We start from the raw sequence: 22827 nt of genomic DNA on the forward strand, positions 1-22827 counted from the left end.
TTCGCTTATTTTTTCAACATGCATTAGGATAGCTGCCTATGACGACAGACATTTTGCTTGTGACCCTGAACTCCACCTACCAACACAGTTCATTTGGACTGCGATATCTGTACGCCAATCTTGAAGAGTTGCAAAACCGCGCCCAAATCATGGAGTTCACAATCGCCCGGGACCCCCGCGATATCGCAGAAATCCTGCTGCGTCAGAAACCAAAGATAATCGGTTTGGGTGTCTATATCTGGAATGCCCAGGAATCCCTGGAGCTGGTGTCCCTGCTAAAAAGAATCAGCCCCGAAACCTTGGTGGTCCTGGGAGGACCCGAGGTCAGCCACGAAGCCGAGACCAATCCGATTTGTCAGATCGCAGATTTCACAATCAAAGGCGAGGCGGACTTCTTATTCCGCGACTTCTGCAAAAACTTCCTCAATGACGGAACCCTGCCGGCTCAAAAGTTTGTCACAAACATTCTGCCCGACATCAAAACCATCAAAACCCCTTACGAGTTCTATTCCGACGAAGACATCCAGAACCGGGTTTTGTATGTCGAGGTGTCCCGCGGCTGCCCTTACCGCTGCGAGTACTGCCTGTCATCGTTGGACAAAGCCGTGCGCAACTTTGACGTCCCGGCTTTTTTGGCTGACATGCAAAAGCTGATGGACCGCGGAGCCCGCCAGTTCAAGTTCATCGACCGCACCTTCAACTTGAGTCCCTCCACCTGCACCCAGATCCTGGAATTCTTCCTGGAGCGTGTCCACTTGGGATTGTTCCTGCACTTTGAAATGGTGCCGGACCGCCTGCCGACAGAAATCCGCGAACTGATCAAAAAGTTCCCGGCCGGAGCCTTGCAATTTGAAATCGGTATCCAGACCTGGAACACCGATGTGGCTCGTTTGGTCAGCCGCCGTAACGATCTGGAAAAAGTAAAAGACAACTTCCGCTTCCTGGCTTCAGAAACCGGAGTGCACACTCACGCCGATCTGATCGTGGGTCTGCCGGGTGAGGACATCCACAGCTTTGCGCGCGGATTTGACACTTTGGCCGAGCTTCGTCCTGACGAAATTCAGGTGGGTATTTTGAAACGCCTGAAAGGCGCCCCTATCGCCCGTCACGACAAAGAATGGGAAATGGTTTATTCCAACCACCCTCCGTTCCAGATCCTGCGCACCAAATCCATGGATTTTGCGACCTTGCAGGTGATGAATCGCTTTGCAAAGTACTGGGACCTCTACGCCAACAGCGGCACTTTCAAAAAGTTTGTGGAAAGCCTGAAAGACAAGGCCCAGGAGCAGGAACACAAGTCCTTCTTCTGGCAGTTCTATGAATTTAACGATTTTATGTCCAAACGCCATGCCCAGTCCCACGGGATTTCGCAGCTGAATCTGTTTGAATCAGCCTTGGTGTATCTGATTGAAAATCAGAAGTGGCCTGAAGAAAAAGCCAAAGAGCTTCTGGCCGAAGACTATCTGGCCACGGGAAAAAAAGAGCTTCCTCGCTTCTTGAAAAAAGGCGAAGAAAAGAATCAGAAGCTGTCAGGGGAAAATTCCAACAAGATCAATCTGCCTAAGCGACAGCAAAGGCATCTTGTCGGGAAGCCGGAGACCGTTTCATAAAGAAGGTGGATGCCAGAAGCAGTGCAAATCCGGACACCAGCAAAGCACTGCGGATGTACATGAATCGCAGCCATTGGGAGCGAATCTCAACCCAATCCGGTGGCGGCGCAATCAGATCCCACTGGCTGATCACGTGATTCAAAGGCAGATTCCCGAAACGGGTCATCAGCAGTTCATCCACCACACAAAGAAGCGCAAACGCAATCAAAAGAAATTCCATCGATTTCCACGACTGGCGAAGCTGATAAAGACTGGCCACCAAAGTCGCGATGGCCAGCAAATAGATCAAGGGACTGAAGATATTGAACGGAGTTTCCATCGAGCGGTGGAATTCCATATAGGATGTGATCGACAGCTGTTCCATTGCCGGTCCCATACCCAGGACAAAGGCGAAGGAGCTGCCCGCCATCATGCCCACCAAGAGCAAGCCGCAATATCTAAGAAGAGTGGAAACGTTCATGTCGAAATCTATATTCCTTTGTTTACTACTCCTCAAGTTGCTTTTTGTTAATTAATTGAATCCCCGCGACTTCTTGGCAAACCCCGTGTACGCAATCAAGGGTGCGCGCGAAAATGTGAATTTAAAATCTTTGGGCACTTCACCGGTGCGAATCAGCTGCCACAGCGCCTTTTGCATGAACACCGGACGAATACCCCGGATTTCCTGGGTATCCAGGCTAAAATCCTCCAGCCACAGCTTCAGTTTTTTGGGTTCAATGAACAGCGAATACACGTGATAGTCATTGGGTGTGTTTTTTACGAACCACTCCATGCCCTTGATCACCACAAGCCACGCCAGCGGATTCTTGTTGAAGGTGTTAAAGAAGAACAGCCCGCCCGGACGCAGCACCCGCGAGGCTTCTGCGATCACCCTCTGCGGATCTGAAACATGCTCCAGCAAATCCATCGCGGCCACCACATCGAAACTTTCGTTGGGAAATGGCACCTGATAAACATCGCCCTGGCGATAGTGCACTGAATGGGTGAGATCACGAGATTCCGCCACTTTCAGGCTGGAAGTGGAAAGATCAATCCCCGTCACTTTGTGACCTGCGGCTGCAAGATCATTCGCCAGAAAGCCCGCCCCACAGCCCATATCCAGAATTTCGGCTTTGTAACCGATATTGCGGCGAATGGATTCCAGAATCCACGGCATTTCCACTTTGTGCTGATTGCGCAAAAGAGCGATGGGATCATCCTGAGCCTCATACCAACGGTCCGCGAGATGATCATAAGCTTCATTGTTCACGATCTCGCGATCCACTTTCGCCAATTCCATATCCACGTCGACCTCCCTGTCTTTCCCAAAGCTATCAAGGGGCTCCGGGCAATTGGAGGTTTGGCGAAGTCCAGTGGTAAGAATCATGCAAGAATCCCGCATTGATCTGACCTGGGCCTTCCGCTACACTGACCCCATGATTGAATACATCGAGATTGTCTGCCGGTGGATTTTTGGACTGCAAATGTTTTTCTGGGGCCTGAATGGCTTCTTCCACTGGGTGAAGATTCCACCCTCTGATCCCAAGATCGATGCCTTTGTGAATGCCTGCATGGAAACACGCTTTATCATGCCCACGGTTAAATTGATGGAAATCATCGGCGGCGCCGTTCTTTTGCTGAATTTTGCGGTGCCGGCAACGCTGGTGGTGTTTGCTCCCCTGATTTTTGTGATTTCGGGTCTGCACATCTTGCACAATCCGAAGCCCTGGGGGGTTTTAGTGACCACCACAGTGCCTTATCTGCTTTTGGTCTTCTTCCACAACACGTCACTATTACGACTTGTTCACTAAGGGTTTCGTAACTTGAAGGCAGGGACTTCTTTTAAGTAGAAAGTCCCCAGCCATGAAATACTCTTCGAAATCCAACCTATTCTTCAGCCTGGGCCTGGTCCTTTTCACACTGGCAATGAGCTGGCTGTTCCTGCTGACCCCCAGAGCCCACAACATTGAAATCATCAAGCCGGACTTAAACACCGTACAGGACTCTTTGGCGAGCTTTCAGTTTCAGGACATGAATCCGGAACGTGAAGGGCTTTACTGGGTGAAGTTCACCACCGCGCCGATGATTTACCCCTTAAAACATTTGAAACTTCGCACGATGAACTGCGTGCATGAAATGAGCACTCAGCATGGCGACTGGAATCTGCCCACGGATTTGAACGCCCGCTGTGACAATTCTGCAGGATTCAAGTTGAATAACACCGGCCCCAGTCTTGCCAAAGAAACCACCTGGCACTTCGCTGGCAGCACCAAAGGCGACAGCTACGGTGTCCTGCTTGAAAAGGATTGGAGCGATGTTCCGGTAGCGCTAGGTCTTTTGCTGGTTGCAGGCTCCCTTATGCTGATGCTGTTTGCGAAACTGCCGGCCATGACTTTGCCCGAGCGAGTCTTTGTCGTCGCCGTTCTGGGCGCCGCTTTTTTATTCCGCTTTTGGCTGGTGTTTCTCAAAGCCCCGCCGGAATTCAGTCTTTTTTCAGACATGGCCGGATACTTCCACCGTGGCGAAGAAATCATGCGGGGGGAATACACTTTAAGTCAGCTCTTCCAACCAGCGGGCTTCACTCTGTGGAGCCTGTGGCTGCGCCGGCTGGGTGGATTTGAGCTTTTCAACTGGTCCCAGGTGTTCCTGTCATGGGGAACGGTTGTCTTGATTTATCTGATGGTGCGGGAACGCTTTGGCGCATTGGCGGGTGCTTTTTCTGCACTCATTGCGGCCAGCTATATGCCGCTGGCGGGATTTGCCACTTTCCACATGGCTGAAAATGCTTATGCATTTTTGATCACGCTGTTCCTGTGGCTCATGATGAAAACATTAAAACACGAAAGACTGTCCGGCTATCTTTCGATGGGCGTCTTACTGGCCTTGGCGTTTTACTTCAAAGGCAATCATGCGTTCTTCATCCCGATCCTGGGATTGTGGCTGCTTTATCGCGAGCGCCAGCACCTGACCCGCGCGTTCGTGAAAGTGTCTGTGATGGCCGTGGGTTGCCTGCTGATCGTGGTTCCCCACATGGCCTGGACGTGGAAACACTATGGCAAGCCGCAACTGGGGCCCACAGCCGGAGCTTTGAACTTTATCGAAGGCAAATGCCCCTCGAAGGACAACGCCGATTCCTCTGGTGCACGCTGGATGTCGCCGCTTTTTCACTTTACCAATGAAAGAACCTTCAAACAGTGGGACCAACCGTTCACCAACCAAAGTTACTACTGGAAAGAGGGCCTGAAGTGCGTGGCGGAGAATCCTGCCGTGCTGGTTTCAAGTTTGCGATATATTTATTATCTGGCCTGGGGAAATCCCCTGTGGCCGATTATTTCAAACCCCACCCAAGAGCTCTATTATCCTTGGGAGAGTTTCTTCTATTATGCCATGCTGCCACTGACCCTGTTGGGCCTTTTGGTTCTGCGAAAGTCAGAAGAGCCCTTTAACAAGGCGACGATTCTTCTGATGCTTTCGCTGTTTTTGACGGTGTGGTTCTTTAAATCTGAAAACCGTTTCCGCGTCCCCTTTGATGCACTTTTGATCAGCTGGGGATCACTGGGGGCTGCGTGGTTAAGCCGCCTCGCGGTTCACGTCGGAAATCTGCTCATTCAAAGTCCAATAGTCATACAGATAACCGATCAGGAAAAGACCGCCGGTACAAAGCCAGATCAAACCTGACAACCACTTGCCCATATAGAATCTGTGCACACCAAAGATCCCCAGGAACGTCAGCAGAATCCAGCTGACGTTATAGTCCACCCGTCCACTGCGATAACTGCGCTGGGCGCTTCGACTCATGCTTGGAATAAGAAAGATATCAATCAACCAGCCAATACCGGCCAGACCGAAAGTGAAAAACCAGATGGTTCCGGTGATGGACTTGCCGAAATAAAAACGGTGCGCGCCCATAAAACCAAAGATCCAAAGAATATAACCTATAAAAGTGGAGTGATCTGATTTGGCCATGCGGGCCTCCTTGCACTTAAGATTACCGCGCAGACTTTGGCCGATTCAAGTAAAGTCCGAACTGACGCATAACCCAGATATGAAACAAAGCCTGGGTCCAGCGATATAAAAACCACGGCATCCGGGGTTTGAATTCGTGAATGGCCGCGATCACAGCCTTTCCACCCAGTGTTTCGCGAAACTCCAGACGCCCCCGCACTGTTTTTTGCGCCAACAGTCCGCCACGCACATAAAACAGCTGACGATGCGACCAGCTTCTTTCCGGCGAGTACTCCAGGATCAAAAGCCGCACATAGGGAAAGCTCCAACAAAAGTTCACCCACCGTCCACTGACTTCCACCTTCATAAGACCCGGGCGCATGCTGGGCAGAAATTCCATATACGCATGAGCCACCTCATCAGCCGTGACCCCTTCGGGAATCAACAAACGCTGCACTGAACGCACCTCATAGCTTCCCAAAGGGCTCTTTTGAAATGCCAGCGGTGTTTTCTTTTCGGTAAATTCAGAAAGAGCCTCTTCAAGAGCTTCGGCCACCGGCATGAATCGGTATCCCGGGATTTCCAGACGGCGTTTATCACTAACCAACAGAGTGGATCGCAAGCCCTCCACCAGAGGTGCGACCAGGGCTTTGGGGGCCCCGGTGACCAGACACACCCACAAGGTGGAAAGGTTGGGGCTTAAAAATGGAATCGGCAAAAGCTTGCGCTTTAATCCCTGCATACGAGCGATCATCTTCATCATGTCCAGATAGCTGATCACATCCGGGCCGCCAATATCGTAAATATGATTTTGGGTTTCTGCCGTCTCAATACAGTAACGCAGGCTACGCACCACATCCCTCAAGGCCACGGGCTGGCTTAGTGTGCTGGTCCACTTCGGACAGACCATCACGGGCAGTCGCTCCACCAAACGGGTCATGATATGAAAGGAAGACCCCTCAGGCCCCAGAATCACTGCCGCCCGCAGAATGGTTGCAAGGATGCGGCTGGTTTTAAAAATACCCTCCACCTCTAGTCGGCTGCGCAAATGACGGGACATCTCTTGAGAATTTTCAGGGCACATGCCACCCAGATAAAAGATGCGTTTGACTCCGCAGGTTTCTGCGGCCCGCACAAAGTTATCCGCGACAATCAGATCAAAGTCTTCAAAGGTTCCCTGGGTCAGTTGAGCCGAAGGGCGCATGGAATGCACCAGATAGACGGCAACGTCACAGCCCTGCAAAGCTTTCTCGGCATCCAACAAACTGAACAAATCACAGGATCGCCACTCAATACCGTCCCCTGAATCCTTTTTACTGGACCGGCTTAAAGCAACGACTTCATGATGTCCCTGCAGTTCTTTGATCAGCGCCTTGCCAACAAAACCGCTGGCTCCGGCAATTGCCACCTTCACTTCAAACCTCGCAAATAAAATGATCCTATCACATTCGTCCAGAGTCCTAAAATTATTGGCAAATAACAAGTACTTGCACGCGCCTTGACAATAAAAAGGACGGACACAGATTTAGGGCAACAGACTTGTTTTTTCGGTTCCTCTTTTTGACCCACGAAAGGAGGTTGTTGGTCATGAGACGAACGGATTCTTTTTCAATCAAACATCTTATTAAAGAACTTCTGATTGCACTTTATTTGACGGCGTTATTTTTGGTGGCCGCAAAAATTATTGGTCCGCCCAACTTGACAGTCGCACAAACAATCACATCGTTAGAGTGTAATAACGAAACCTGCAAAGGAGGTTTATAATGAGACTGATTACACCTTATTGGCCCACTCGCAGAATGACATCCAATATCTTCGACGAGATGGATCGTATGTTTGAGAACTTTGCAACGGTCCCTGCCGCCGAAAGTCAGGAGCGTCTTTTCAAAACCGCTTGTGAAGTGACTGAATCCGATGATCATTATTTACTGAGTGTGGATCTGCCAGGATTCAAAAAGGAAAACATCAATATAGAGATGAACGGAAATCTTCTGACCATCTCAGGCGAAAGAAAGCGCGACGAAAAGGTCATAGGCACCTTCAGCCGCAGCTTCACGGTTCCTGACACTGTGGATGGAGCTAAAATTGAAGCCCACCACGAAGACGGAGTGCTCAGTATTTATCTGCCCAAAGCTCCGTTGGCCAAAGCTCAAAGAATTGAAATTCAAACTCATAAAGGGGGTTTCTTCGACAGACTATTGGCAGCTAAAAACACTGCCATCGAAGGCAACAAGTCCGAATCTTCTTCCCACTAATCCTTCCCGCTAATCCTTCTCCCATCCCTCTGAGGGCTTGATTCCCCGTCAAGCCCTCTTCTATTTTATCGTTTGCCTGAATTCCCACAAACGACGATAATGGCAACAGAGGTGTCCCTTGGATAAAAAGAAACTGATCGAAGCCATTCGCACGCAACTTGTCGCGGACATGACGGCTCTTAAAGAAGCCGTCAAAGCCACCATTGATGCGGCCACGAACGAAGAAAGCAAAGCCGAAAACGAATACGACACCCGCGGCTTGGAAGCCTCTTATCTGGCGCGTGGTCAGGCCAAACGCATTGCGGATATCGAGGAAGTTTTACTTTTGCTGAAACACCTGAGTGTCAGGGATTTTGGTCCCAACGATGGAATTTCATCTTCCGCGGTGATTGAAGTTGAACACAACGGCAAAACCAGCTTCTTTTTCATTCTGGCCAAAGGCGGCGGCGTCAGTGTGCAGTTTGAAGGAAAGACCATCCAGGTGGTCACACCCAACAGCCCTTTGGGCGAAGCGCTTTTAGATCAGAAGGTCGGCGGAGTGGCCGTGGTGGAAAATGGCCCACAGGTTCGCGAATACGACATTATCAATATCTGGTAGGACAGCAGCGCCCTAAGGCAGCTGCATCTCGCCTTTTTCATTCAGTGGCGCCAGGGGATTCCACGCCACTTCCCACAAGAATCGATCCGGGTCTTCAAAGTACCCACTGTGACCTCCCCAAAAAACATCCTGAGCGGGTTTGATGATGCGGCCTCCGGCTTTTTCCGCCTGAGCCAGCACTTGGGCCACCTCTTCTTTGCTGTTCACATTGTGCGCGATGGTAAAGTCGCGAAAGCCACTGCCCTGCGGATCAACACCAGCATCTTTTGCCAGCTCTTCGGAAGGAAACAGCGCCAACACCACGCCTCCGGTGCGCAGAAAGACCACGTTGTCATTACTGGCTGGGGACACAGGCCACTTCAGTCCTTTTTCATAGAATTCCCGGGACACTGCCAGATTTTGAACGCCCAGCGTGATCATCGTCAGTCGTGCTTCCATACCCACCTCGTTTGCCACCAAATCCTACCACGGGGGCTTTTCCGCGAGCATCCGCTTTTTTGCTTTTCTTGCCAGCTTGCGAAAGTTGACATAGGATCTCGAACCATGGGCACAGCTATTCAAGACGTCATCATTATCACCACCGGTGGCACCATCGAAAAAACTTATAATGAGTTCGATGGATCTCTGGAAAACAGAGGCACCAGCATTAAAAACCGCATTCTTTCCAAGATGCGACTGCCGTACACCAATATCATGGTGTACCCACTGCTGAGCAAAGACTCCCTGTATATGACAGATGAAGACCGTGCCCTGATTTCTGCCACCGTCAAAGATCAAATGCAGCGGGGAAGCCCGATCGTTGTTTTGCACGGAACCGACACCATGCACGTTTCTGCCGAACACTGTTTTAAAGAAATCGGCACACCAAAAGTTCCCGTGGTGTTTACCGGCGCCATGATTCCAATGGGTTTCGATGACAGCGATGCTGCTCAGAACGTCACGGAAGCTTTGCTGTCAGCAAAACTTCTGCAACCGGGATTCTATATTTCCTTCCACAACCAGGTGTTCAACGTACCGCAAGTTCGCAAGAACCGTGAAAAGGGCACTTTCGAAAGCTTCTAATCGCGAATTCCTCTCTGAAAGTCCTGTGTTAATTTGAGATTCCCCATGGACGCCATTAAGCCCATGGGACCTTCTCCGAAAAGACACTATTGGATCTATTCTTGAGGAGTTACGTTTGTTTTTATCCCGCATTGTACTGGCAGCCGTTTTTGTACTTTCCGCCTGCACTCATCTGCCCAAATCGGTGTTGAAAGAAAGCCCGCACGTCACCGATCACGCCGCGCCTCTTCCGCCTAACAAACGCACTCCTGCCGCCGAAGAACTGGATTGGTGGGCGGCCAATGAACGGCAGGTGAAATCTGCTGTGTGCCGAATGCGACTGCCCGTCACCACCGCAGAGATTCAGCGCTATTACAAAAGTCTTCCCGTGGAAAATGGCTCTGAACCCGGAACGCACGAAGTTCTGGGTATTGTTCTGACCAATGAACGTCCTCATCTGGTTCTGGCCCTCAGCCGATTGCTGACGTTGGGGCGCGAAAGTGCGACGCCTGAAAAAGTCATCAAGGACTTCCAGAAAGAATTTAAAATAGGACCGGGCTGCGACAAGGCCCTGTGTGCTGCACAGAAAATCTTCGGAGCTGATGTCGGACCTCAGATGCTTTATCTGATGGACAAGTTTGATGTGAACACGTCACCTTATTCATTTACAAGCGCTTCTCTTTTCACTGCCGGCGAGATCGCCGATGTCATTCGCACTTTTGAACTGGTGAAGCCCGACCAGCTGCCGTTTGGATTCAACAAACAACTGATCAAATTCAAACGCGGCTACACCCGCGCCTCTTACGGTGACGACGGCGGAAAAGTTCTGGCCAATGCCTCGATTGAACTTTTTGACTCGTGGTCCGAGCAGTCTTCGATCATGCGCCAGTACACACTTTATCATGAAATTGCCCACAATCATTCGGACAATCAGTTTTCAGACTATGACCGCTCGGCGACCTGGCTGCAACTGAGCAACTGGAAAGAAGCCAAAGCCGGTGGTTTTGAAGTCGAAAAGAAAAAAGCCCTGCAAGGCCATCCTTTCGTGTCCCGCTATGGCCAATCCAATCCCTTTGAGGACTTTGCCGAAAGTGTGACGGCTTACCGCTTTAATCCAGATTTGCTTAAGAAAAAATCCGCCGAAAAGTACAACCTGATCAAGTACCTGGTGCACGACGGGCTGGAATACACCTCCAGCAAAAACTGCAATGACACGGGCGTTTCAAAGAAATTCCAAAATGAGATCGACCGCGACGACGGCCTGACCAACGCCGAAAAGGACCGCGTGCTGAAAGCCTGCCGTCAACCCTTCTATCAGACTTTGCTGGGGAATATGCCGGTGTCGTTCTTTGATTCCTGCGTGAATTATGAAGCGACTCAGCTCTGGGCAAAAACAAACGGGGAACGCTATCCGGATTTGCTGCCTCAGGCCCTGTTTGACCCGAAACTGCGGGTCAGCACCCTGAAGTTTGCCAAACTCCGAGCAGAACTGGCCAGCGCTTTGCAACCGGAAGTGACTGACTGGATTCTGAATTCAGTGCAGACCTTCGCCTACCAATTGCGCTCAGACATGAACAACTCCGAGTACTGTGAAGTGTGGGCGCAGCTCAATCGCAAGGTCTATCCCGACATTGATCGCGATAACAAATGGCGCTACAAGGGAATCTTCGTGTCCCACGACTATTCACCCAAAGCCGGTGCGGCTCGTGGCATCTGTCTGGAGCTGGCGACCGGATTCGTTCCGACTTCCAAGTCGACTCTTTCTACAGTGAAAAGCTGGATCAAAGAAACCGGCCACATCAGCACCCAGGGTCCCTTGAAAGAACGCGGCATCAGCCGAGAAACGCTGCTAAAATATATTATCGATCGCACGAACGTCAGTGTTCGTTAGGACTTTTTCCTTCGCACCGGGGCCGTCGGAGTCATCGCCGACAGGGCCTCGACGGCTTCATTCCAGCGATCACGAATGGCGGCTTTGGAACGGGTGTCTTTGATGCCGTCATGCATGAAGGCCAGCATAGATTTGTTCTCGTCCCGGCCCATCACATAGATTTGTACAATTGTGGGCTTGTGCCATTCAGGATCCTGCCAGCTCATGCGCAGGCGTTCGCCTTCCCTCATGGTGCGGATTTCGCCAAAGAATCCATCTTCGGTTTCAAAAACATTTTTGGGCTTAAACTTGAAACGAGACAAAGGCTTTAGCCAAGCGGCCTGACCTTCGGCGGACTCCAGAAGCTTCCAGAGTTTTTCTGCGCTGATATAGAAAGTGCGTGTCACCGTGGCGGAAAGCTCGCCTTTTTGATTGCGGCCTTCCTGGCGGCGACCGATATGAACTTCGTAACCGGAAGTCACAATCTGGCGCCACCATTCTTTCATCTTGAAAGCTTTCTTTCCCAGCAAAGCCACGATCTCTTTGTGGGAAAGGTTCTTCGCACCCTGGTCATTCAGAATTTTTATCCACTGATCCCAATTCTTGCCCGTGTGTTTTTCCACGGACACGGCAGTGACTTTATTTAGAACTTCAATGACAACAGGTGCTTTTTTGGCCATGCGAAACTAGAGCGCCTTCTTGATATGCAGGTTCGCGGAACCGGACTTCAGTTTCACTTTGAATCCCGCATTCGCAGTGTCACCCACTTCATTGGTCATTTTGCCGCCCACAGAAATGAAGCTCGTCTGGATTTTGGCATCTGCTGGCAAAGTCAGCTCGACATTGCCGCTGCCGGATTTGATCTCAAACTCTCCCGTGGCTGGCAACGCGGAATAAGCGGCTTTCACGGTGCCGGAACCCATTTTCAAATCGGATTTGCCAGTCAGGGATTTCACATTGACTTCCGCATTTCCGGCAGAGCCATCCAGTTCGTGCACGTCCGCGTCGATCGTCACCTGGCCATTGCCGATTTTAAAGTCGATGCCACCTTTGGTTCCGGTGATGGTGATGTTACCAGAGCCCAATTTCATATCCAGCTCCATCACTTTGGGCAAAAGCACAGTGAAATTGGTGGTACAGTCAGATTTTTTAAAGACACCTTTGCGGGTCACTTCCACTTCCAGGTCAGCGCCTTTTTGTTTGAACTCCAGGCGGCAGGATTTCGTGAAATCGGTCTTTTCTGCCGTGATCACGATCTTATCCTCATGACCCCCGTCAATTTTGATGTTTCCGTTCAGATTCTCGATTTCAAAACTGCGAATAGTTTTCGCATCAAACTCTTTCACTTCGGTCTCGGCGGCCAGGGCCACAGGACTGATAAACAGGGCCAACAATGCTGCAAACTTCATAAGTCCTCCTACAAACATAATTCATTTATTAAGCCGTCAAGCCCCCCTATTTTCAAGCCAAGAGCACACGGCCAGGCCTTTTCACCGGGAGTTTTTTCCAAGGCGCCCTTTCCGATGGGGAAAGGGTTGCGTTTCCCGCCTGAAACACGTAAAAAAACAGCTTTCCAAAGGACCCATCCGATGATCAGCACGAACAATGTAAGTCTGCGTTTTGGCGGCAAAAAACTCTTCGAAGACGTAAACGTAAAATTCACCCCGGGGAACTGCTATGGCCTGATTGGCGCCAACGGGGCTGGCAAGTCCACGTTCCTGAAAGTTCTTTCCAAAGAGATCGAACCCAACACCGGTGAAGTGATCATCGGTTCTGATCAGCGTCTTTCGATCCTGAAACAGGATCACTATGCCTATGACGAATTTCCGGTGCTGAAAACCGTTCTGATGGGGAACGACCGCCTTTACAAGGTGATGGAAGAAAAAGACGCTCTGTATGCGAAGCCGGACTTTTCTGAAGCTGACGGCGTTCGTGCTTCCGAGCTGGAAACCGAATTTGCGGAACTGAACGGCTGGGAAGCTGAATCCGAAGCCGCCGTGATGCTGGCTGGCCTGGCAATCCCGGAAGAACTGCACGGCAAACTGATGAAAGAGCTTAATGGCGGCGAAAAAGTAAAAGTCCTTCTGGCGCAGGCCCTTTTTGGCCGCCCGGACATTCTGCTGCTGGATGAGCCGACGAATCACTTGGACATCTATGCGATCCAGTGGCTGGAAGAATTCCTGCTTAATTTTGAGAACACCGTCATCGTGATTTCGCACGATCGTCACTTCCTGAACAAAGTCTGCACTCATATTGCTGACATCGACTTTGGCAAGGTGACCACCTACACCGGCAACTATGACTTCTGGAGACAGGCCAGCGAGCTGAATCAGCGCCTGCGCGAAGACCAGAACAAGAAAAGCTCGGACAAGGCCGAAGAACTGAAAGCCTTCATCGCCCGTTTCAGCGCCAATGCCTCCAAATCCCGTCAGGCCTCTTCCCGTCAGAAACAACTGGAAAAGCTGGAGTTCGTGGATCTTCCGGCCTCTTCCCGCAAAAAACCGTTCATCGGTTTTGATATCAAACGCGAACTGGGGAACGACGTTCTGGTCGTGGACAAGCTGACCAAAACATGGGAAGGCGAAACACTGCTGAAGAATCTAAGCTTCACCCTGAAGAAAGGCGACAAGGTCGCACTTCTGGGCCGCAATGACCTGGCAAAGACCCTGTTGATGGAAATCATCGCAGGCGAAATGCAGGCTGATTCCGGAACTTACAACTGGGGTATCACCACGTCGATCGGCTATTTCCCGACAGACAACTCCCGTTATTTCAATGGTGATGAAGAAACTTTGGTGGACTGGCTGCGCCCGTACTCCACCGAAAAAGATGAAACCTTCCTGCGCGGATTCCTGGGAAAAATGCTTTTCGGCGGCACTGATGCCCTGAAACAGCCTAAAGTTCTTTCCGGGGGCGAAAAAGTTCGCTGCATGTTCTCTAAGCTGATGCTGTCAGGGGCGAACATTCTGATTCTGGATGGTCCGACGAGCCACTTGGATCTGGAAAGCATCACAGCCGTGAATGAAGGCTTGAGCCGATTCAAGGGCACTGTGATCTTCACTTCCCATGACCACGAGCTGATTCAGACCGTGGCCAACAGAATTATCGAAATCGATCAAGGTGTGGTTTACGACAATCACATCACTTACGAAGAGTACCTGGCTTCCAAAGCCCTGGTGACTCACTAGCGACTGCCGCGGGCCTTAAGATCACGTGAATTGAAAGGCCCGTGAATCTCTTCCGCATGGCGCAGGTGAAGCAGCTGCCGCTCCACCATCAGCTCAAAGACCTCCAGCAGGTTGTCATGCGGGCGCGGCTTCAGGTCCAGCCCCAAATCACCACCCAACAATTCAATCGTCTGATGAACAGCCTCAATCGTGGAATAACAAAATTCTTTGGGCTGCTTGCGCACCCGAAAGCCTGAAGGCTTTTCCGGGGAAAAACAAATCTTCGGAAGCGCGTGCAGATTGCGGCTTTCACGCATCATTTTCTTGGCGGTGGCCCAGGTGCCATCAATCACAAACACCGTGAGCCTCTTTCCGTCTGGCACCAAACTGCGGCGGGCCAGGGGGTTCATCAAAGACAAGTCACTGGAATCCGGGCCCGGATAAAGAATCACACAGTGATTGCCGGGATCCTTAATCAGGGCATTGACCTGTGGATTTTCACTGAAGTTCTGACCCGAGATCAAATGGGAACTTTCCAGACACAGCGACGTCATGCGCCCGGTGGCAATGCGCCGGCGCACCTCGATGGGATGAATCAGGATCACAAAACTGATCTGAGGATCAAACTTTTCAATGGCGTGGCAATAACAGGCTTTTCCCGGCTGCAGGCAGGAAGGACACAAGGGCCGCCCCAAGTGATTGCTCTGCTGTTGTGCTTTTCGCTCTTGATACTGTTTTAGATCCAATTCCGCGCTCCCAATCCAGGTGATGAGTCTAACCGTTGTTTAACATTCTGTCCCCATCTTTCACACCAGACTTCTGTGTCGTTCCCTTTCCTAGCTTACATGAAGGTTCCCTTCGTCCGTCTGTCACTCTGAAAACTTCCCTGTCATCCGTCCAAGCTTGTACGGAAATTACCAATTTTTTGCCCCCACAAAGTACAATGAGGACAAATCCCAACTCTCTAACCAATGAGGTGTGGCATGAGAACTCTACAACAAATAACAGGAGCAATAGTCGCTCTGCTGTTTTTGACAGTGAATACTGCCCAGGCAGAGCCCACCGAAACAATGCAAAAACGCAGTCCCCATGTGATTGAAGAAATCAACCCCTTTGACCCGAACATCGAGCAAGTGCTGGAACAATTCGATAAAATTTACGAAGAAGAAACCGGTCAACCGGCCCATCTTCCCGAAACTTATCTGGATGAATTGGTAAACATCTTCGGCGGCTGTTATCGCAACAGCTGTGCGGTGTGGGCTCAGGTCGTGAAGTCTTCTCAACGCATGTATCTGTATGTGAACGGATCTTTGCGTGGATCATGGCTGGTCTCTACCGGCATGGCGGGATATGGCACTCCTAACTTTGACAAACATCCCAACGGCCGTATCTATGACCGCTACAGCTCCAAAAAATTCCCCGGTGGGGATTACAACGGACTAGGCAACATGCCTTATGCTGTCTTTATCAGTGGAGGATTTGCCCTGCATGGCACACCTCAAGGCAACTGGTCCAAACTGGGCACGCGTGCATCCCATGGTTGCATTCGCATGCACCCTGACAACGGATATGTTTTCAACCGGCTGGTGCGAAGCTACGGAAAATCAAATGTGTGGATTACAGTTCAATAGAGCACGTTGTGAAGGAGCGTTCCTGGCACAAGGGCCCCGTTCATAGGACGGGGCCGTGCATTCACCTAGCGGCGAGACGTATAGTTGGTGGGAATGGCGGTGCCACTCCAAAGATGGGTCTGATAAGCCCCGTTACGGACTTTCTTAGAGGTGATTTCCACATCGATGATCGCATTGAATTTCGCCTGCACCGCAAAAAATGCCAAACGCAACAGCGTCTCTTCACGATCTTCGCAATCCACTACCTTAAAAGCTTTTTCCGTACGTTTGAAGTTGCGAGTTTCTTTGCTTTGATCCTTGAAAAAGACCGCGATATTGCGGGCGGCCTCCAGATCCGCATCATAGGCTTCCACTTCAGGCATGACCTTGAAATCAAAACACGGCGTACAATAGGCACCGAAAGACAACAGTTCCGGAACCTTGGTCATAAAGGAAAAGCGGCCCTCTTCCAGAAACTGCGCACAGTTCTTACAGACCGCTTCTTTGCAACAGCCACACTGAAGCGTGGCTTTGGGCTTTTGGCATACACAACAAGTTGAACTCATGCCCCCAAGCTATCACAGCTTCAGGGCAGATTCGACTGGAACTATCGCAAACAATAACTTTCCACAGGGAATTTGAACTCGGCCGCTTCTTTTTTACATTGCGGCTGGATCTCGCCCAGAATCCCTGCCGGAGTCTGCTTGGAAAGACGGTTAAAATCATCGGCATCCGTTTCACGAATCAAAACCACGATGCTTTTGCCGTCTTGGGAAAGCTTGGCTGACTGGGGTTTCACATCACAGACGGACTCTTGATCCAGCACCGGAAGTTCGTGCCACGCCATGCGCCCCCCCTGGCAATTCACGCGTAGCTCCATGGTGTAGGGACGCCCCAGTTTGTCGCCCCCTTTGCGGGTGGTGATCAAAGCCTGGCCTCCGCCTTTTAAGTCCACGGTCTTTTCACCCACCACGTCGGTGGCTGCCGTCGCCGTCAAAGAAGTCCCCATCAAAATCATCCAAGTAAAAATAATTCTTTTCATAAGTTACCCCGCACAGAATGGAAATGAGAGATGAATATGGTCGTTGTGCAAACTGTTTCCGCCAAGCTCTGAACCCGGAATACCAATCGAGCCGCTGTATTCCCGCTGACCCGGACGGCATTTCGATGGCATCGTATCCTTCCAGCACTGGCGGAAGGCATTATAGAACTTGGCCGTCGTGCCCTTAAAGTCCCGCACATGGGTGCTGACCGAAGTCGCCTTGCCGGTCCGGTCATAAATAATGAACTTCACAATATCAATGGCCCGGGCGTAGGCATGCATGCTCAAGCTGGAGGAATTTCTTGCGTTACGGTTGACGTAAGTGCCCCAGTGACGGATGAACACCCGCTCGGGTTGCGAATACCCCGCCGCCAAGGATCCCTTTTCCACGCAGCCAAAAAAGTGCTTGTTCAAATGCTCTGCATACGCTGGCAGCACCGTACCATTACCGCACTTGGTGTCGCTGTCATAGCCCCCACGCACGATGGCCTCTTTGTCACAGCCATCCCAGGTTTTACCCAAGCCATAGGCCAGCGTCTGTGTTCCCGGTTTAAAAGAGAAAAACAGACCCGCCAAAGGTGGCGTTGTGGATTCCACTTCTTCCTCTTCCGGGACACTCGGCGTGTTGGGAACTTCAGGATCAGGCGTTACATCGCCTTGAGCGCTGTCAGGATTGCCGGAGGCCCACTCGCCATCTCCACTGGCACCAGCACATCCTACCACGAGGGACAGACCTGCCAAGACCAGCAAAAACCGAACTGAAAGTTTATTTTTATTCGAGGACTCGAAGACACTTTTTAAGTTTGTGTGATTTGCCATTGCCTGAGTCTTAGTTAACAGCGCTGTAACTGAAAAGACCCTTGGCCCAGTTTCCGGACCTAATTAAGACCAAAGAAGCGCAAATAAACAAACGTAAAACCCGCTACTGCTGCGGGTTTTACGAGGATACTCAGATCCCTTCTTAAGAAAACATGCGCGGCTTCTGCGAGGCGCGCTTTACCGGCATCACTTTTTTCTTCCATTGAAAAACGGACATATCAATCATGTCGCCGTCGCCGAACTCCACACCTTCAGACACCAAAAGCTTCTTCTGCTGACGGTACAGTTTCGTCCCCGCGGGAAAAGAGATCTTTCCCTTCGAATTCAGAACACGCTGCCAGGGAAGTTTGTGACTTTCAGAACAGGAATGCAGCAGCCACGCCACGGCACGGGACCCTTGCGGCTTTCCCGCCAAAGCGGCGATCTGACCATAGGTGGCCACTTTCCCTTCCGGGATCTTTTTGATCAGCTTAAGAACCTTCTCTGAAAAGACTTCGCTCATAACTCATCTTACTTTGTCTTTAATATGTGACAAGTACTTACAAATATTAAAAGATATTCTCTTGAGGGGGAATTTCCACATGTCGAGCACTGATAATTCTATAGAGTCCGGACCGTTGTATCGCTTTCTGCTAAAGGTGGAACGCGCGGGGAATGCCCTGCCGCAACCGGCTCTGATGTTTTTGTTGTTAACAGTTCTGGTGGTTTTGCTGTCTGCGGTCATCAGTGGTTTGGGTGTTGAAGCCGTTCATCCGGTCAAAAAAGAAACCATCACGGCAGTGAATCTGATGTCAGTGACGGGTCTGCACATGGTTTTGACCGACATGCTGAAAAACTTCACTGGCTTTGCTCCTCTGGGAACTGTGCTTGTAGCGATGCTGGGCTTCAGCCTGACGGAAAAAAGCGGACTGCTGGGCGCCCTGCTGCGATTGCTGGTGATTAAATCCCCGCGTCAGCTTCTGGTTCCTGCCGTGTTGTTGGCGGGAATCATGTCCCACACCGCGGGTGATATCGGCTATGTGCTGCTGATTCCGCTTTCGGCGATGGCCTTTCATAGTGCGGGGTTAAATCCACTGGCCGGCCTGGCCATCTGTTTTGCCGGTGTGTCCGGAGGTTTTGCCGCGAACTTCATGCTGAGTGTGGCCGATCCTGTGTTGTCCGGCCTCTCCCAAGAGGCGGCTCGCATTATCGATCCGGCATACACAGTCACTCCGGTGGTGAACTGGTATTTCATGTCGGTTTCATCCATTCTGATCATTGCCATCGGAACTTTGGTGGCAAAAAAGATCACTTTGCCTTTTTTGGGTGAATACAAAGGCGCCGCCGAGCGCACGGCCCCGGAGCCTTTGAATGCTTACGAAAGAAAAGGCCTGCTATGGGCGGGCGTTGTCTTTGCGATCTTCGTGCTGCTGGTTCTGTGGGGCACGGTTCCTGAAACCGGCTTCCTCAGAAATCCAGCCAATGGTTCCTTGCTGGATTCCCCGTTCTTGAAGGGCATCATCCCGATGGTGTTCTTCCTGGCAGCCTTCACAGGCGTGGCTTACGGCTTTGCCGCGAAGACCTTTAAATCCCAAAGCGACGTGACCAATGCCATGCAAGACGCGATGGTCACAATGGCCCCCTACCTGGTCATGGTCTTCTTTGCAGCTCAGTTTATTTCTTTGTTTAATTCCTCCAACGTCGGATTGATTCTGGCGGTGAAAGGATCTGAGCTTCTGAAAGACATGAATCTAAGCGCCATCCCACTGATGATTGGTTTCATCATTCTGACTTGTGTGGTGGATCTGTTCCTGGGAAGCGCTTCTGCAAAGTGGGCGCTGATGGCTCCGGTGTTTGTGCCGATGTTCATGCTGTTGGGAATTGCCCCGGAACTGACGCAAGCCTCTTACCGTGTGGCTGATTCCGTGGTGAATATTATTTCCCCGCTGATGCCGTACTTCCCGCTGATTCTGGCATTTGCAAACAAGTATGATCCAAAAGCGCGTCTGGGAACTTTGATCGCATTGATGCTGCCATACTCGATTGCCTTCACGATCTTCTGGTCGCTGTTGCTGTTTGCCTGGATCTGGCTGGGACTGCCTCTGGGCCCGGGAGCAAACTTGCTCTATGTGATGCCAGGACAATAAAGAAAAAGCCGGGTCTTAAAACCCGGCTTTTTTATTTCTACTGTTTCCAAGAGCGATACCAGATCGCATTGTCCGTGCCCTTCACAAACACCAGCGTTCGATTTCGCGCTGACGATGTGGCATCTGGGCCAGAGCTCAAGACCCCGCCCAAAGATTCCCACGCGGACCAACCGCCACTGTACCATTTGTGCCAAAGAGCATTGTCCGTGCCCCGCACATACACATCAAGACGGCCGTTCCCCCACGAGGACACTCCCGGAGACGAAGTCAAAACTCCTCCCAATGATTCCCAACCGGACCAGCCTCCCCAATACCAGATGTGCCAGAGGGCATTATCTGTGCCTCGCACAAACACATCAAGACGGCCGCTGGCCCAGGACACCGCTGCAGGATCGGAAGTCAGAACTCCGCCAAGGGATTCCCAGCCGGACCACGCGCCACCGGTGAACCACTTGTGCCAAAGAGCATTGTCGCCGCCACGAACAAACACATCAAGACGGCCGCCCGACCACGTGGCTGCAGCAGGGCCTGACGTCAGAAAGCCCCCGAGCGAAACCCAAGGCTGCCAGGAGCCGTTTCGGAACGTGCGCTGCCAAAGGGCGTTGTCCCCGCCACGCACGAAGACATCAATGCGGTTCGGCCCCCAACAAGCGGCTGCGGGTGATGAAGTAAGGAAGCCACCCAACGAAGTCCAAGAGCCCCAGCTGGTTCCGTTCCACTGACGATACCAAAGAGCATTGTCAGTTCCGCGCACGAAAAGAGACGTGCGGAAATTACTGCGGGAACAAGTCGCCGGATCCGAAGTGCCTACGCCACCAAGGCTTGACCAGGCGGACCAACCGGGCGGTTGTGGATCATCGTGCTCGGGACTGTACGGCGCGTCGGTCATCACGAAGCCTTTTGCTGTCAGTGATGTGACTGTGGCTAAAAACAAAGTCACTGCTAGTTTTGTAAAACGCATATCATCCTCCTTGAATCCTGCGTTGGTGAAAATTCTTTCACAGCCAGAAGGTAGCGAAATTATTTAAAAGAGAAAGTTGATTCGTTTGCTTTGCTAAAATGAACTATTAAGCGGTGCTAAAGAAAAACCGACTGTGAAAGCGCATCTGTGATCAAACATATTGCGCCGGCAAATTTGCGTAAACAAACTAAAATTGTGCTTAGGAATAAAGGGGGATTTGTGGAAACTGTGGCCTTCGAGCATGAGAACCGGTTCAAAACCATCATCGAGTCTTTGCCTACGGGAATCGTCATGGTGAACAAATCCGGCTTCGTGGTCCTGTGCAATGGCGAGATGGAAAAAATGTTTGGTTACAGTCCCGGCGAGCTGAAAGGATCTCCCATCGAAAGACTGGTGCCGATGGGAGCCCGGCAACACCATCCCCAACACCGGGAAGGCTTCATGCAAAGCCCGACAAAACGTCAGATGGGCGCAGGCCGCGACCTTTCCGGTCTGTGCAAAGACGGAAAAGAGATCCCGGTTGAAATCGGACTGAATCATATAGTTATCGACAACAACAGCTATGCCATCGCCTCCATCGTTGACATCACCGAAAGAAAAATCATCGAGACCCGCCTGAAGCATGCCTATGATGAGCTTCAGCAGAAAAATCAGGAAATGGAGCAGTTCGTTTACACAGTGTCGCACGACCTGAAATCCCCTCTGGTCACCAGCTCTTCATTTATTGAATTCATCAAGGAAGATATCAAAAGCGGCAACATGGAGGATGTTCATGATTCCATAGACCGCCTGGAAAAAGCACACAAACGCATGCAGGAGTTGATCAACGACCTTTTGCAGCTCAGCCGCGCGGGCCGCATGGAACTGAATCTCAGTGATGTCAGCATGAACGACATTATCAACGAAATCCTGGAAAACTTTTCCGATCGCCTGAAGGATCGCAATATCGAGGTTCAACTCCCGACGGACCTTCCCAAGGTCATCGGAGACCGGCGTCGGCTCTATCAGGTTCTGGAAAATCTGGTCACCAACGCCCTGAAGTACGGAACCAGCAGTCCTCACCCGCAGATCCAGATTCTGACGAAGGATGCCCCCACTGAAATGCTGGTGGGAGTGAAAGACAACGGCCCGGGGATCGCTCCGGCCTATCACCGCAAAATATTTGGGCTGTTCCAGCGCCTTGACAACTCTCAGGAAGGGACTGGCGTGGGCCTGGCCATTGTACAAAGAATCATGCAGCTTCACGGAGGTCGCACCTGGGTGGAATCCCGGGAAAACGAGGGCGCGACGTTCTGGCTGGCCTTCCCAAAATTCTTCACCGAACAAGGAGCCTTCGATGCCGCCAAATTATAATGGAGAGCATCCGCTCAAAATTCTTCTGGTTGAAGACAATGACGATCACGCTTTGATCGTTATGAGAAACCTCAAGAAAGAGTCCTTCGTTTCTAAGGTCGAGCGGGTCACCGACGGCGTGCAGGCCCTGCAGTATCTGCGCGGAATCGCACCCTATGAAAGCCGGGAAGAACCGGACATCATTCTGCTGGACCTGAAGCTCCCCCGGCTTGACGGCCACGAAGTCCTCTCTGAAGTGAAGGATGACGCCAAACTTCGCAAGATCCCCATCATCGTACTGACCACTTCTGACGCAGAAACCGACAAACTCAAAGCCTATGACCTGCACGCCAACAGCTATCTGGTAAAGCCGCTGCAGGCGGATGAATTAAAGAAAATGGTCGAAAGCATGGCCACCTACTGGGGCATCTGGAATCGCAACATCAAAAAACCGGATGTCGCCCCCTGAAAA

25 protein-coding genes are annotated in these 22827 nt (G+C 51.2%); 12 read left to right on the forward strand and 13 right to left on the reverse strand.

The window, feature by feature from the left end; all coding sequences use genetic code 11:
- Positions 1-38 precede the first annotated feature (38 nt).
- Entirely contained in the window at positions 39-1610 is a 1572-nt protein-coding gene (locus tag BD_RS16575; protein WP_011165943.1) for a B12-binding domain-containing radical SAM protein, read from the forward strand.
- Here BD_RS16575 and BD_RS16580 read toward each other — a convergent pair.
- Both BD_RS16580 and ubiG read right to left on the reverse strand, forming a co-directional pair.
- Positions 1561-2070 (reverse strand): DUF1772 domain-containing protein, encoded by a 510-nt coding sequence (locus tag BD_RS16580; protein WP_050792934.1) that lies wholly within the window; start codon positions 2068-2070, stop codon positions 1561-1563. The genes BD_RS16575 and BD_RS16580 overlap by 50 nt on opposite strands.
- A gap of 51 nt (positions 2071-2121) precedes the next feature.
- Positions 2122-2889: a bifunctional 2-polyprenyl-6-hydroxyphenol methylase/3-demethylubiquinol 3-O-methyltransferase UbiG gene (ubiG, locus tag BD_RS16585; RefSeq protein ID WP_038451722.1), complete on the reverse strand. Its 768-nt coding sequence runs from the start codon at positions 2887-2889 to the stop codon at positions 2122-2124.
- Positions 2890-2962: 73 nt separating this feature from the next.
- Here ubiG and BD_RS16590 point away from each other — a divergent pair, with 73 nt between their 5' ends.
- Together BD_RS16590 and BD_RS16595 are read left to right on the forward strand one after the other, a co-directional pair.
- On the forward strand, positions 2963-3400 hold the full coding sequence (locus tag BD_RS16590) for a hypothetical protein (RefSeq protein ID WP_011165946.1): 438 nt from the start codon (positions 2963-2965) through the stop codon (positions 3398-3400).
- A gap of 52 nt (positions 3401-3452) precedes the next feature.
- Positions 3453-5267 carry a glycosyltransferase family 39 protein gene (locus tag BD_RS16595; RefSeq protein WP_011165947.1) on the forward strand — a complete coding sequence of 605 codons (1815 nt, stop codon included), beginning with the start codon at positions 3453-3455 and terminating at the stop codon, positions 5265-5267.
- On the opposite strand, the gene BD_RS18095 is transcribed toward BD_RS16595, so the two are convergent.
- Together BD_RS18095 and BD_RS16605 are read right to left on the reverse strand one after the other, a co-directional pair.
- Positions 5160-5555: an NINE protein gene (locus tag BD_RS18095; RefSeq protein WP_011165948.1), complete on the reverse strand. Its 396-nt coding sequence runs from the start codon at positions 5553-5555 to the stop codon at positions 5160-5162. The two genes, BD_RS16595 and BD_RS18095, sit on opposite strands and share 108 nt — an antisense overlap.
- A 22-nt stretch (positions 5556-5577) precedes the next feature.
- Positions 5578-6948: an NAD(P)H-binding protein gene (locus tag BD_RS16605; protein WP_157865736.1), complete on the reverse strand. Its 1371-nt coding sequence runs from the start codon at positions 6946-6948 to the stop codon at positions 5578-5580.
- Between the two features lie 349 nt (positions 6949-7297).
- On the opposite strand from BD_RS16605, the gene BD_RS16610 reads away from it, so the two are divergent.
- A complete protein-coding gene (locus BD_RS16610; protein ID WP_011165950.1) occupies positions 7298-7789 on the forward strand; it encodes an Hsp20/alpha crystallin family protein in 492 nt (163 codons plus the stop codon).
- A 118-nt stretch (positions 7790-7907) separates the two neighbouring features.
- Positions 7908-8387 carry a GreA/GreB family elongation factor gene (locus BD_RS16615; RefSeq protein WP_011165951.1) on the forward strand — a complete coding sequence of 160 codons (480 nt, stop codon included), beginning with the start codon at positions 7908-7910 and terminating at the stop codon, positions 8385-8387.
- A 12-nt stretch (positions 8388-8399) separates the two neighbouring features.
- On the opposite strand, the gene BD_RS16620 is transcribed toward BD_RS16615, so the two are convergent.
- Positions 8400-8825 carry a VOC family protein gene (locus BD_RS16620; RefSeq protein WP_038448752.1) on the reverse strand — a complete coding sequence of 142 codons (426 nt, stop codon included), beginning with the start codon at positions 8823-8825 and terminating at the stop codon, positions 8400-8402.
- 105 nt (positions 8826-8930) lie between these two features.
- On the opposite strand from BD_RS16620, the gene BD_RS16625 reads away from it, so the two are divergent.
- Together BD_RS16625 and BD_RS16630 are read left to right on the forward strand one after the other, a co-directional pair.
- Positions 8931-9449 (forward strand): asparaginase domain-containing protein, encoded by a 519-nt coding sequence (locus BD_RS16625; protein WP_011165953.1) that lies wholly within the window; start codon positions 8931-8933, stop codon positions 9447-9449.
- Positions 9450-9564: 115 nt separating this feature from the next.
- A complete protein-coding gene (locus BD_RS16630) occupies positions 9565-11319 on the forward strand; it encodes a hypothetical protein (protein WP_011165954.1) in 1755 nt (584 codons plus the stop codon).
- Here BD_RS16630 and BD_RS16635 read toward each other — a convergent pair.
- Both BD_RS16635 and BD_RS16640 read right to left on the reverse strand, forming a co-directional pair.
- The gene (locus BD_RS16635; RefSeq protein WP_011165955.1) at positions 11316-11978 is read right to left on the reverse strand and encodes an SRPBCC domain-containing protein; all 663 of its coding nucleotides are present in this window, start codon (positions 11976-11978) and stop codon (positions 11316-11318) included. The genes BD_RS16630 and BD_RS16635 overlap by 4 nt on opposite strands.
- Positions 11979-11984: 6 nt before the next feature.
- A complete protein-coding gene (locus tag BD_RS16640; RefSeq protein WP_144313804.1) occupies positions 11985-12707 on the reverse strand; it encodes a DUF4097 family beta strand repeat-containing protein in 723 nt (240 codons plus the stop codon).
- 180 nt (positions 12708-12887) lie between these two features.
- On the opposite strand from BD_RS16640, the gene BD_RS16645 reads away from it, so the two are divergent.
- On the forward strand, positions 12888-14486 hold the full coding sequence (locus tag BD_RS16645) for an ABC-F family ATP-binding cassette domain-containing protein (RefSeq protein ID WP_041583783.1): 1599 nt from the start codon (positions 12888-12890) through the stop codon (positions 14484-14486).
- Here BD_RS16645 and BD_RS16650 read toward each other — a convergent pair.
- Positions 14483-15211 carry a tRNA-uridine aminocarboxypropyltransferase gene (locus BD_RS16650; RefSeq protein WP_011165958.1) on the reverse strand — a complete coding sequence of 243 codons (729 nt, stop codon included), beginning with the start codon at positions 15209-15211 and terminating at the stop codon, positions 14483-14485. The two genes, BD_RS16645 and BD_RS16650, sit on opposite strands and share 4 nt — an antisense overlap.
- Positions 15212-15448: 237 nt before the next feature.
- Here BD_RS16650 and BD_RS16655 point away from each other — a divergent pair, with 237 nt between their 5' ends.
- Positions 15449-16096 carry a L,D-transpeptidase gene (locus BD_RS16655; protein ID WP_011165959.1) on the forward strand — a complete coding sequence of 216 codons (648 nt, stop codon included), beginning with the start codon at positions 15449-15451 and terminating at the stop codon, positions 16094-16096.
- A gap of 65 nt (positions 16097-16161) precedes the next feature.
- Here the strand turns inward: BD_RS16655 and BD_RS16660 are convergent, their stop codons facing one another.
- From BD_RS16660 to BD_RS16675, 4 genes are all read right to left on the reverse strand, one after another.
- Positions 16162-16641 carry a hypothetical protein gene (locus BD_RS16660; protein ID WP_011165960.1) on the reverse strand — a complete coding sequence of 160 codons (480 nt, stop codon included), beginning with the start codon at positions 16639-16641 and terminating at the stop codon, positions 16162-16164.
- A 41-nt stretch (positions 16642-16682) separates the two neighbouring features.
- Entirely contained in the window at positions 16683-17117 is a 435-nt protein-coding gene (locus tag BD_RS16665) for a hypothetical protein (RefSeq protein WP_011165961.1), read from the reverse strand.
- A gap of 3 nt (positions 17118-17120) precedes the next feature.
- Complete coding sequence (locus tag BD_RS16670; protein WP_011165962.1) at positions 17121-17936, reverse strand: hypothetical protein; 816 nt, start codon at positions 17934-17936, stop codon at positions 17121-17123.
- A 142-nt stretch (positions 17937-18078) separates the two neighbouring features.
- Positions 18079-18438 carry an MGMT family protein gene (locus BD_RS16675; protein ID WP_011165963.1) on the reverse strand — a complete coding sequence of 120 codons (360 nt, stop codon included), beginning with the start codon at positions 18436-18438 and terminating at the stop codon, positions 18079-18081.
- 79 nt (positions 18439-18517) lie between these two features.
- On the opposite strand from BD_RS16675, the gene BD_RS16680 reads away from it, so the two are divergent.
- On the forward strand, positions 18518-20062 hold the full coding sequence (locus BD_RS16680) for an AbgT family transporter (protein WP_011165964.1): 1545 nt from the start codon (positions 18518-18520) through the stop codon (positions 20060-20062).
- Between the two features lie 37 nt (positions 20063-20099).
- Here BD_RS16680 and BD_RS16685 read toward each other — a convergent pair whose 3' ends face one another.
- Positions 20100-21023 carry a hypothetical protein gene (locus BD_RS16685; protein WP_011165965.1) on the reverse strand — a complete coding sequence of 308 codons (924 nt, stop codon included), beginning with the start codon at positions 21021-21023 and terminating at the stop codon, positions 20100-20102.
- A gap of 219 nt (positions 21024-21242) precedes the next feature.
- Here BD_RS16685 and BD_RS16690 point away from each other — a divergent pair, with 219 nt between their 5' ends.
- On the forward strand, positions 21243-22376 hold the full coding sequence (locus BD_RS16690; RefSeq protein ID WP_011165966.1) for a sensor histidine kinase: 1134 nt from the start codon (positions 21243-21245) through the stop codon (positions 22374-22376).
- Positions 22360-22824, forward strand: coding sequence for a response regulator (locus BD_RS16695; protein WP_038450189.1), 465 nt, complete (start codon positions 22360-22362; stop codon positions 22822-22824). Before BD_RS16690 ends, BD_RS16695 begins: the two co-directional genes overlap by 17 nt.
- The last annotated feature ends 3 nt before the right edge of the window (positions 22825-22827 follow it).

This window comes from Bdellovibrio bacteriovorus HD100 (assembly GCF_000196175.1).
In the GTDB taxonomy this organism is placed as follows: Bacteria; Bdellovibrionota; Bdellovibrionia; order Bdellovibrionales; family Bdellovibrionaceae; genus Bdellovibrio; species Bdellovibrio bacteriovorus.

Coding starts and splice junctions, on each gene's coding strand:
- BD_RS16665 (WP_011165961.1), bottom strand. CDS start 17,117: ATGAAAAGAATTATTTTTACTTGGATGATTTTGATGGGGACTTCTTTG.
- BD_RS16680 (WP_011165964.1), top strand. CDS start 18,518: ATGTCGAGCACTGATAATTCTATAGAGTCCGGACCGTTGTATCGCTTT.
- BD_RS16595 (WP_011165947.1), top strand. CDS start 3,453: ATGAAATACTCTTCGAAATCCAACCTATTCTTCAGCCTGGGCCTGGTC.
- BD_RS16685 (WP_011165965.1), bottom strand. CDS start 21,023: ATGCGTTTTACAAAACTAGCAGTGACTTTGTTTTTAGCCACAGTCACA.
- BD_RS16675 (WP_011165963.1), bottom strand. CDS start 18,438: ATGAGCGAAGTCTTTTCAGAGAAGGTTCTTAAGCTGATCAAAAAGATC.
- BD_RS16620 (WP_038448752.1), bottom strand. CDS start 8,825: ATGGAAGCACGACTGACGATGATCACGCTGGGCGTTCAAAATCTGGCA.
- BD_RS18095 (WP_011165948.1), bottom strand. CDS start 5,555: ATGGCCAAATCAGATCACTCCACTTTTATAGGTTATATTCTTTGGATC.
- BD_RS16670 (WP_011165962.1), bottom strand. CDS start 17,936: ATGGCAAATCACACAAACTTAAAAAGTGTCTTCGAGTCCTCGAATAAA.
- BD_RS16655 (WP_011165959.1), top strand. CDS start 15,449: ATGAGAACTCTACAACAAATAACAGGAGCAATAGTCGCTCTGCTGTTT.
- BD_RS16695 (WP_038450189.1), top strand. CDS start 22,360: ATGCCGCCAAATTATAATGGAGAGCATCCGCTCAAAATTCTTCTGGTT.
- BD_RS16640 (WP_144313804.1), bottom strand. CDS start 12,707: ATGAAGTTTGCAGCATTGTTGGCCCTGTTTATCAGTCCTGTGGCCCTG.
- BD_RS16580 (WP_050792934.1), bottom strand. CDS start 2,070: ATGAACGTTTCCACTCTTCTTAGATATTGCGGCTTGCTCTTGGTGGGC.
- BD_RS16660 (WP_011165960.1), bottom strand. CDS start 16,641: ATGAGTTCAACTTGTTGTGTATGCCAAAAGCCCAAAGCCACGCTTCAG.
- ubiG (WP_038451722.1), bottom strand. CDS start 2,889: ATGGAATTGGCGAAAGTGGATCGCGAGATCGTGAACAATGAAGCTTAT.
- BD_RS16645 (WP_041583783.1), top strand. CDS start 12,888: ATGATCAGCACGAACAATGTAAGTCTGCGTTTTGGCGGCAAAAAACTC.
- BD_RS16635 (WP_011165955.1), bottom strand. CDS start 11,978: ATGGCCAAAAAAGCACCTGTTGTCATTGAAGTTCTAAATAAAGTCACT.
- BD_RS16575 (WP_011165943.1), top strand. CDS start 39: ATGACGACAGACATTTTGCTTGTGACCCTGAACTCCACCTACCAACAC.
- BD_RS16625 (WP_011165953.1), top strand. CDS start 8,931: ATGGGCACAGCTATTCAAGACGTCATCATTATCACCACCGGTGGCACC.
- BD_RS16610 (WP_011165950.1), top strand. CDS start 7,298: ATGAGACTGATTACACCTTATTGGCCCACTCGCAGAATGACATCCAAT.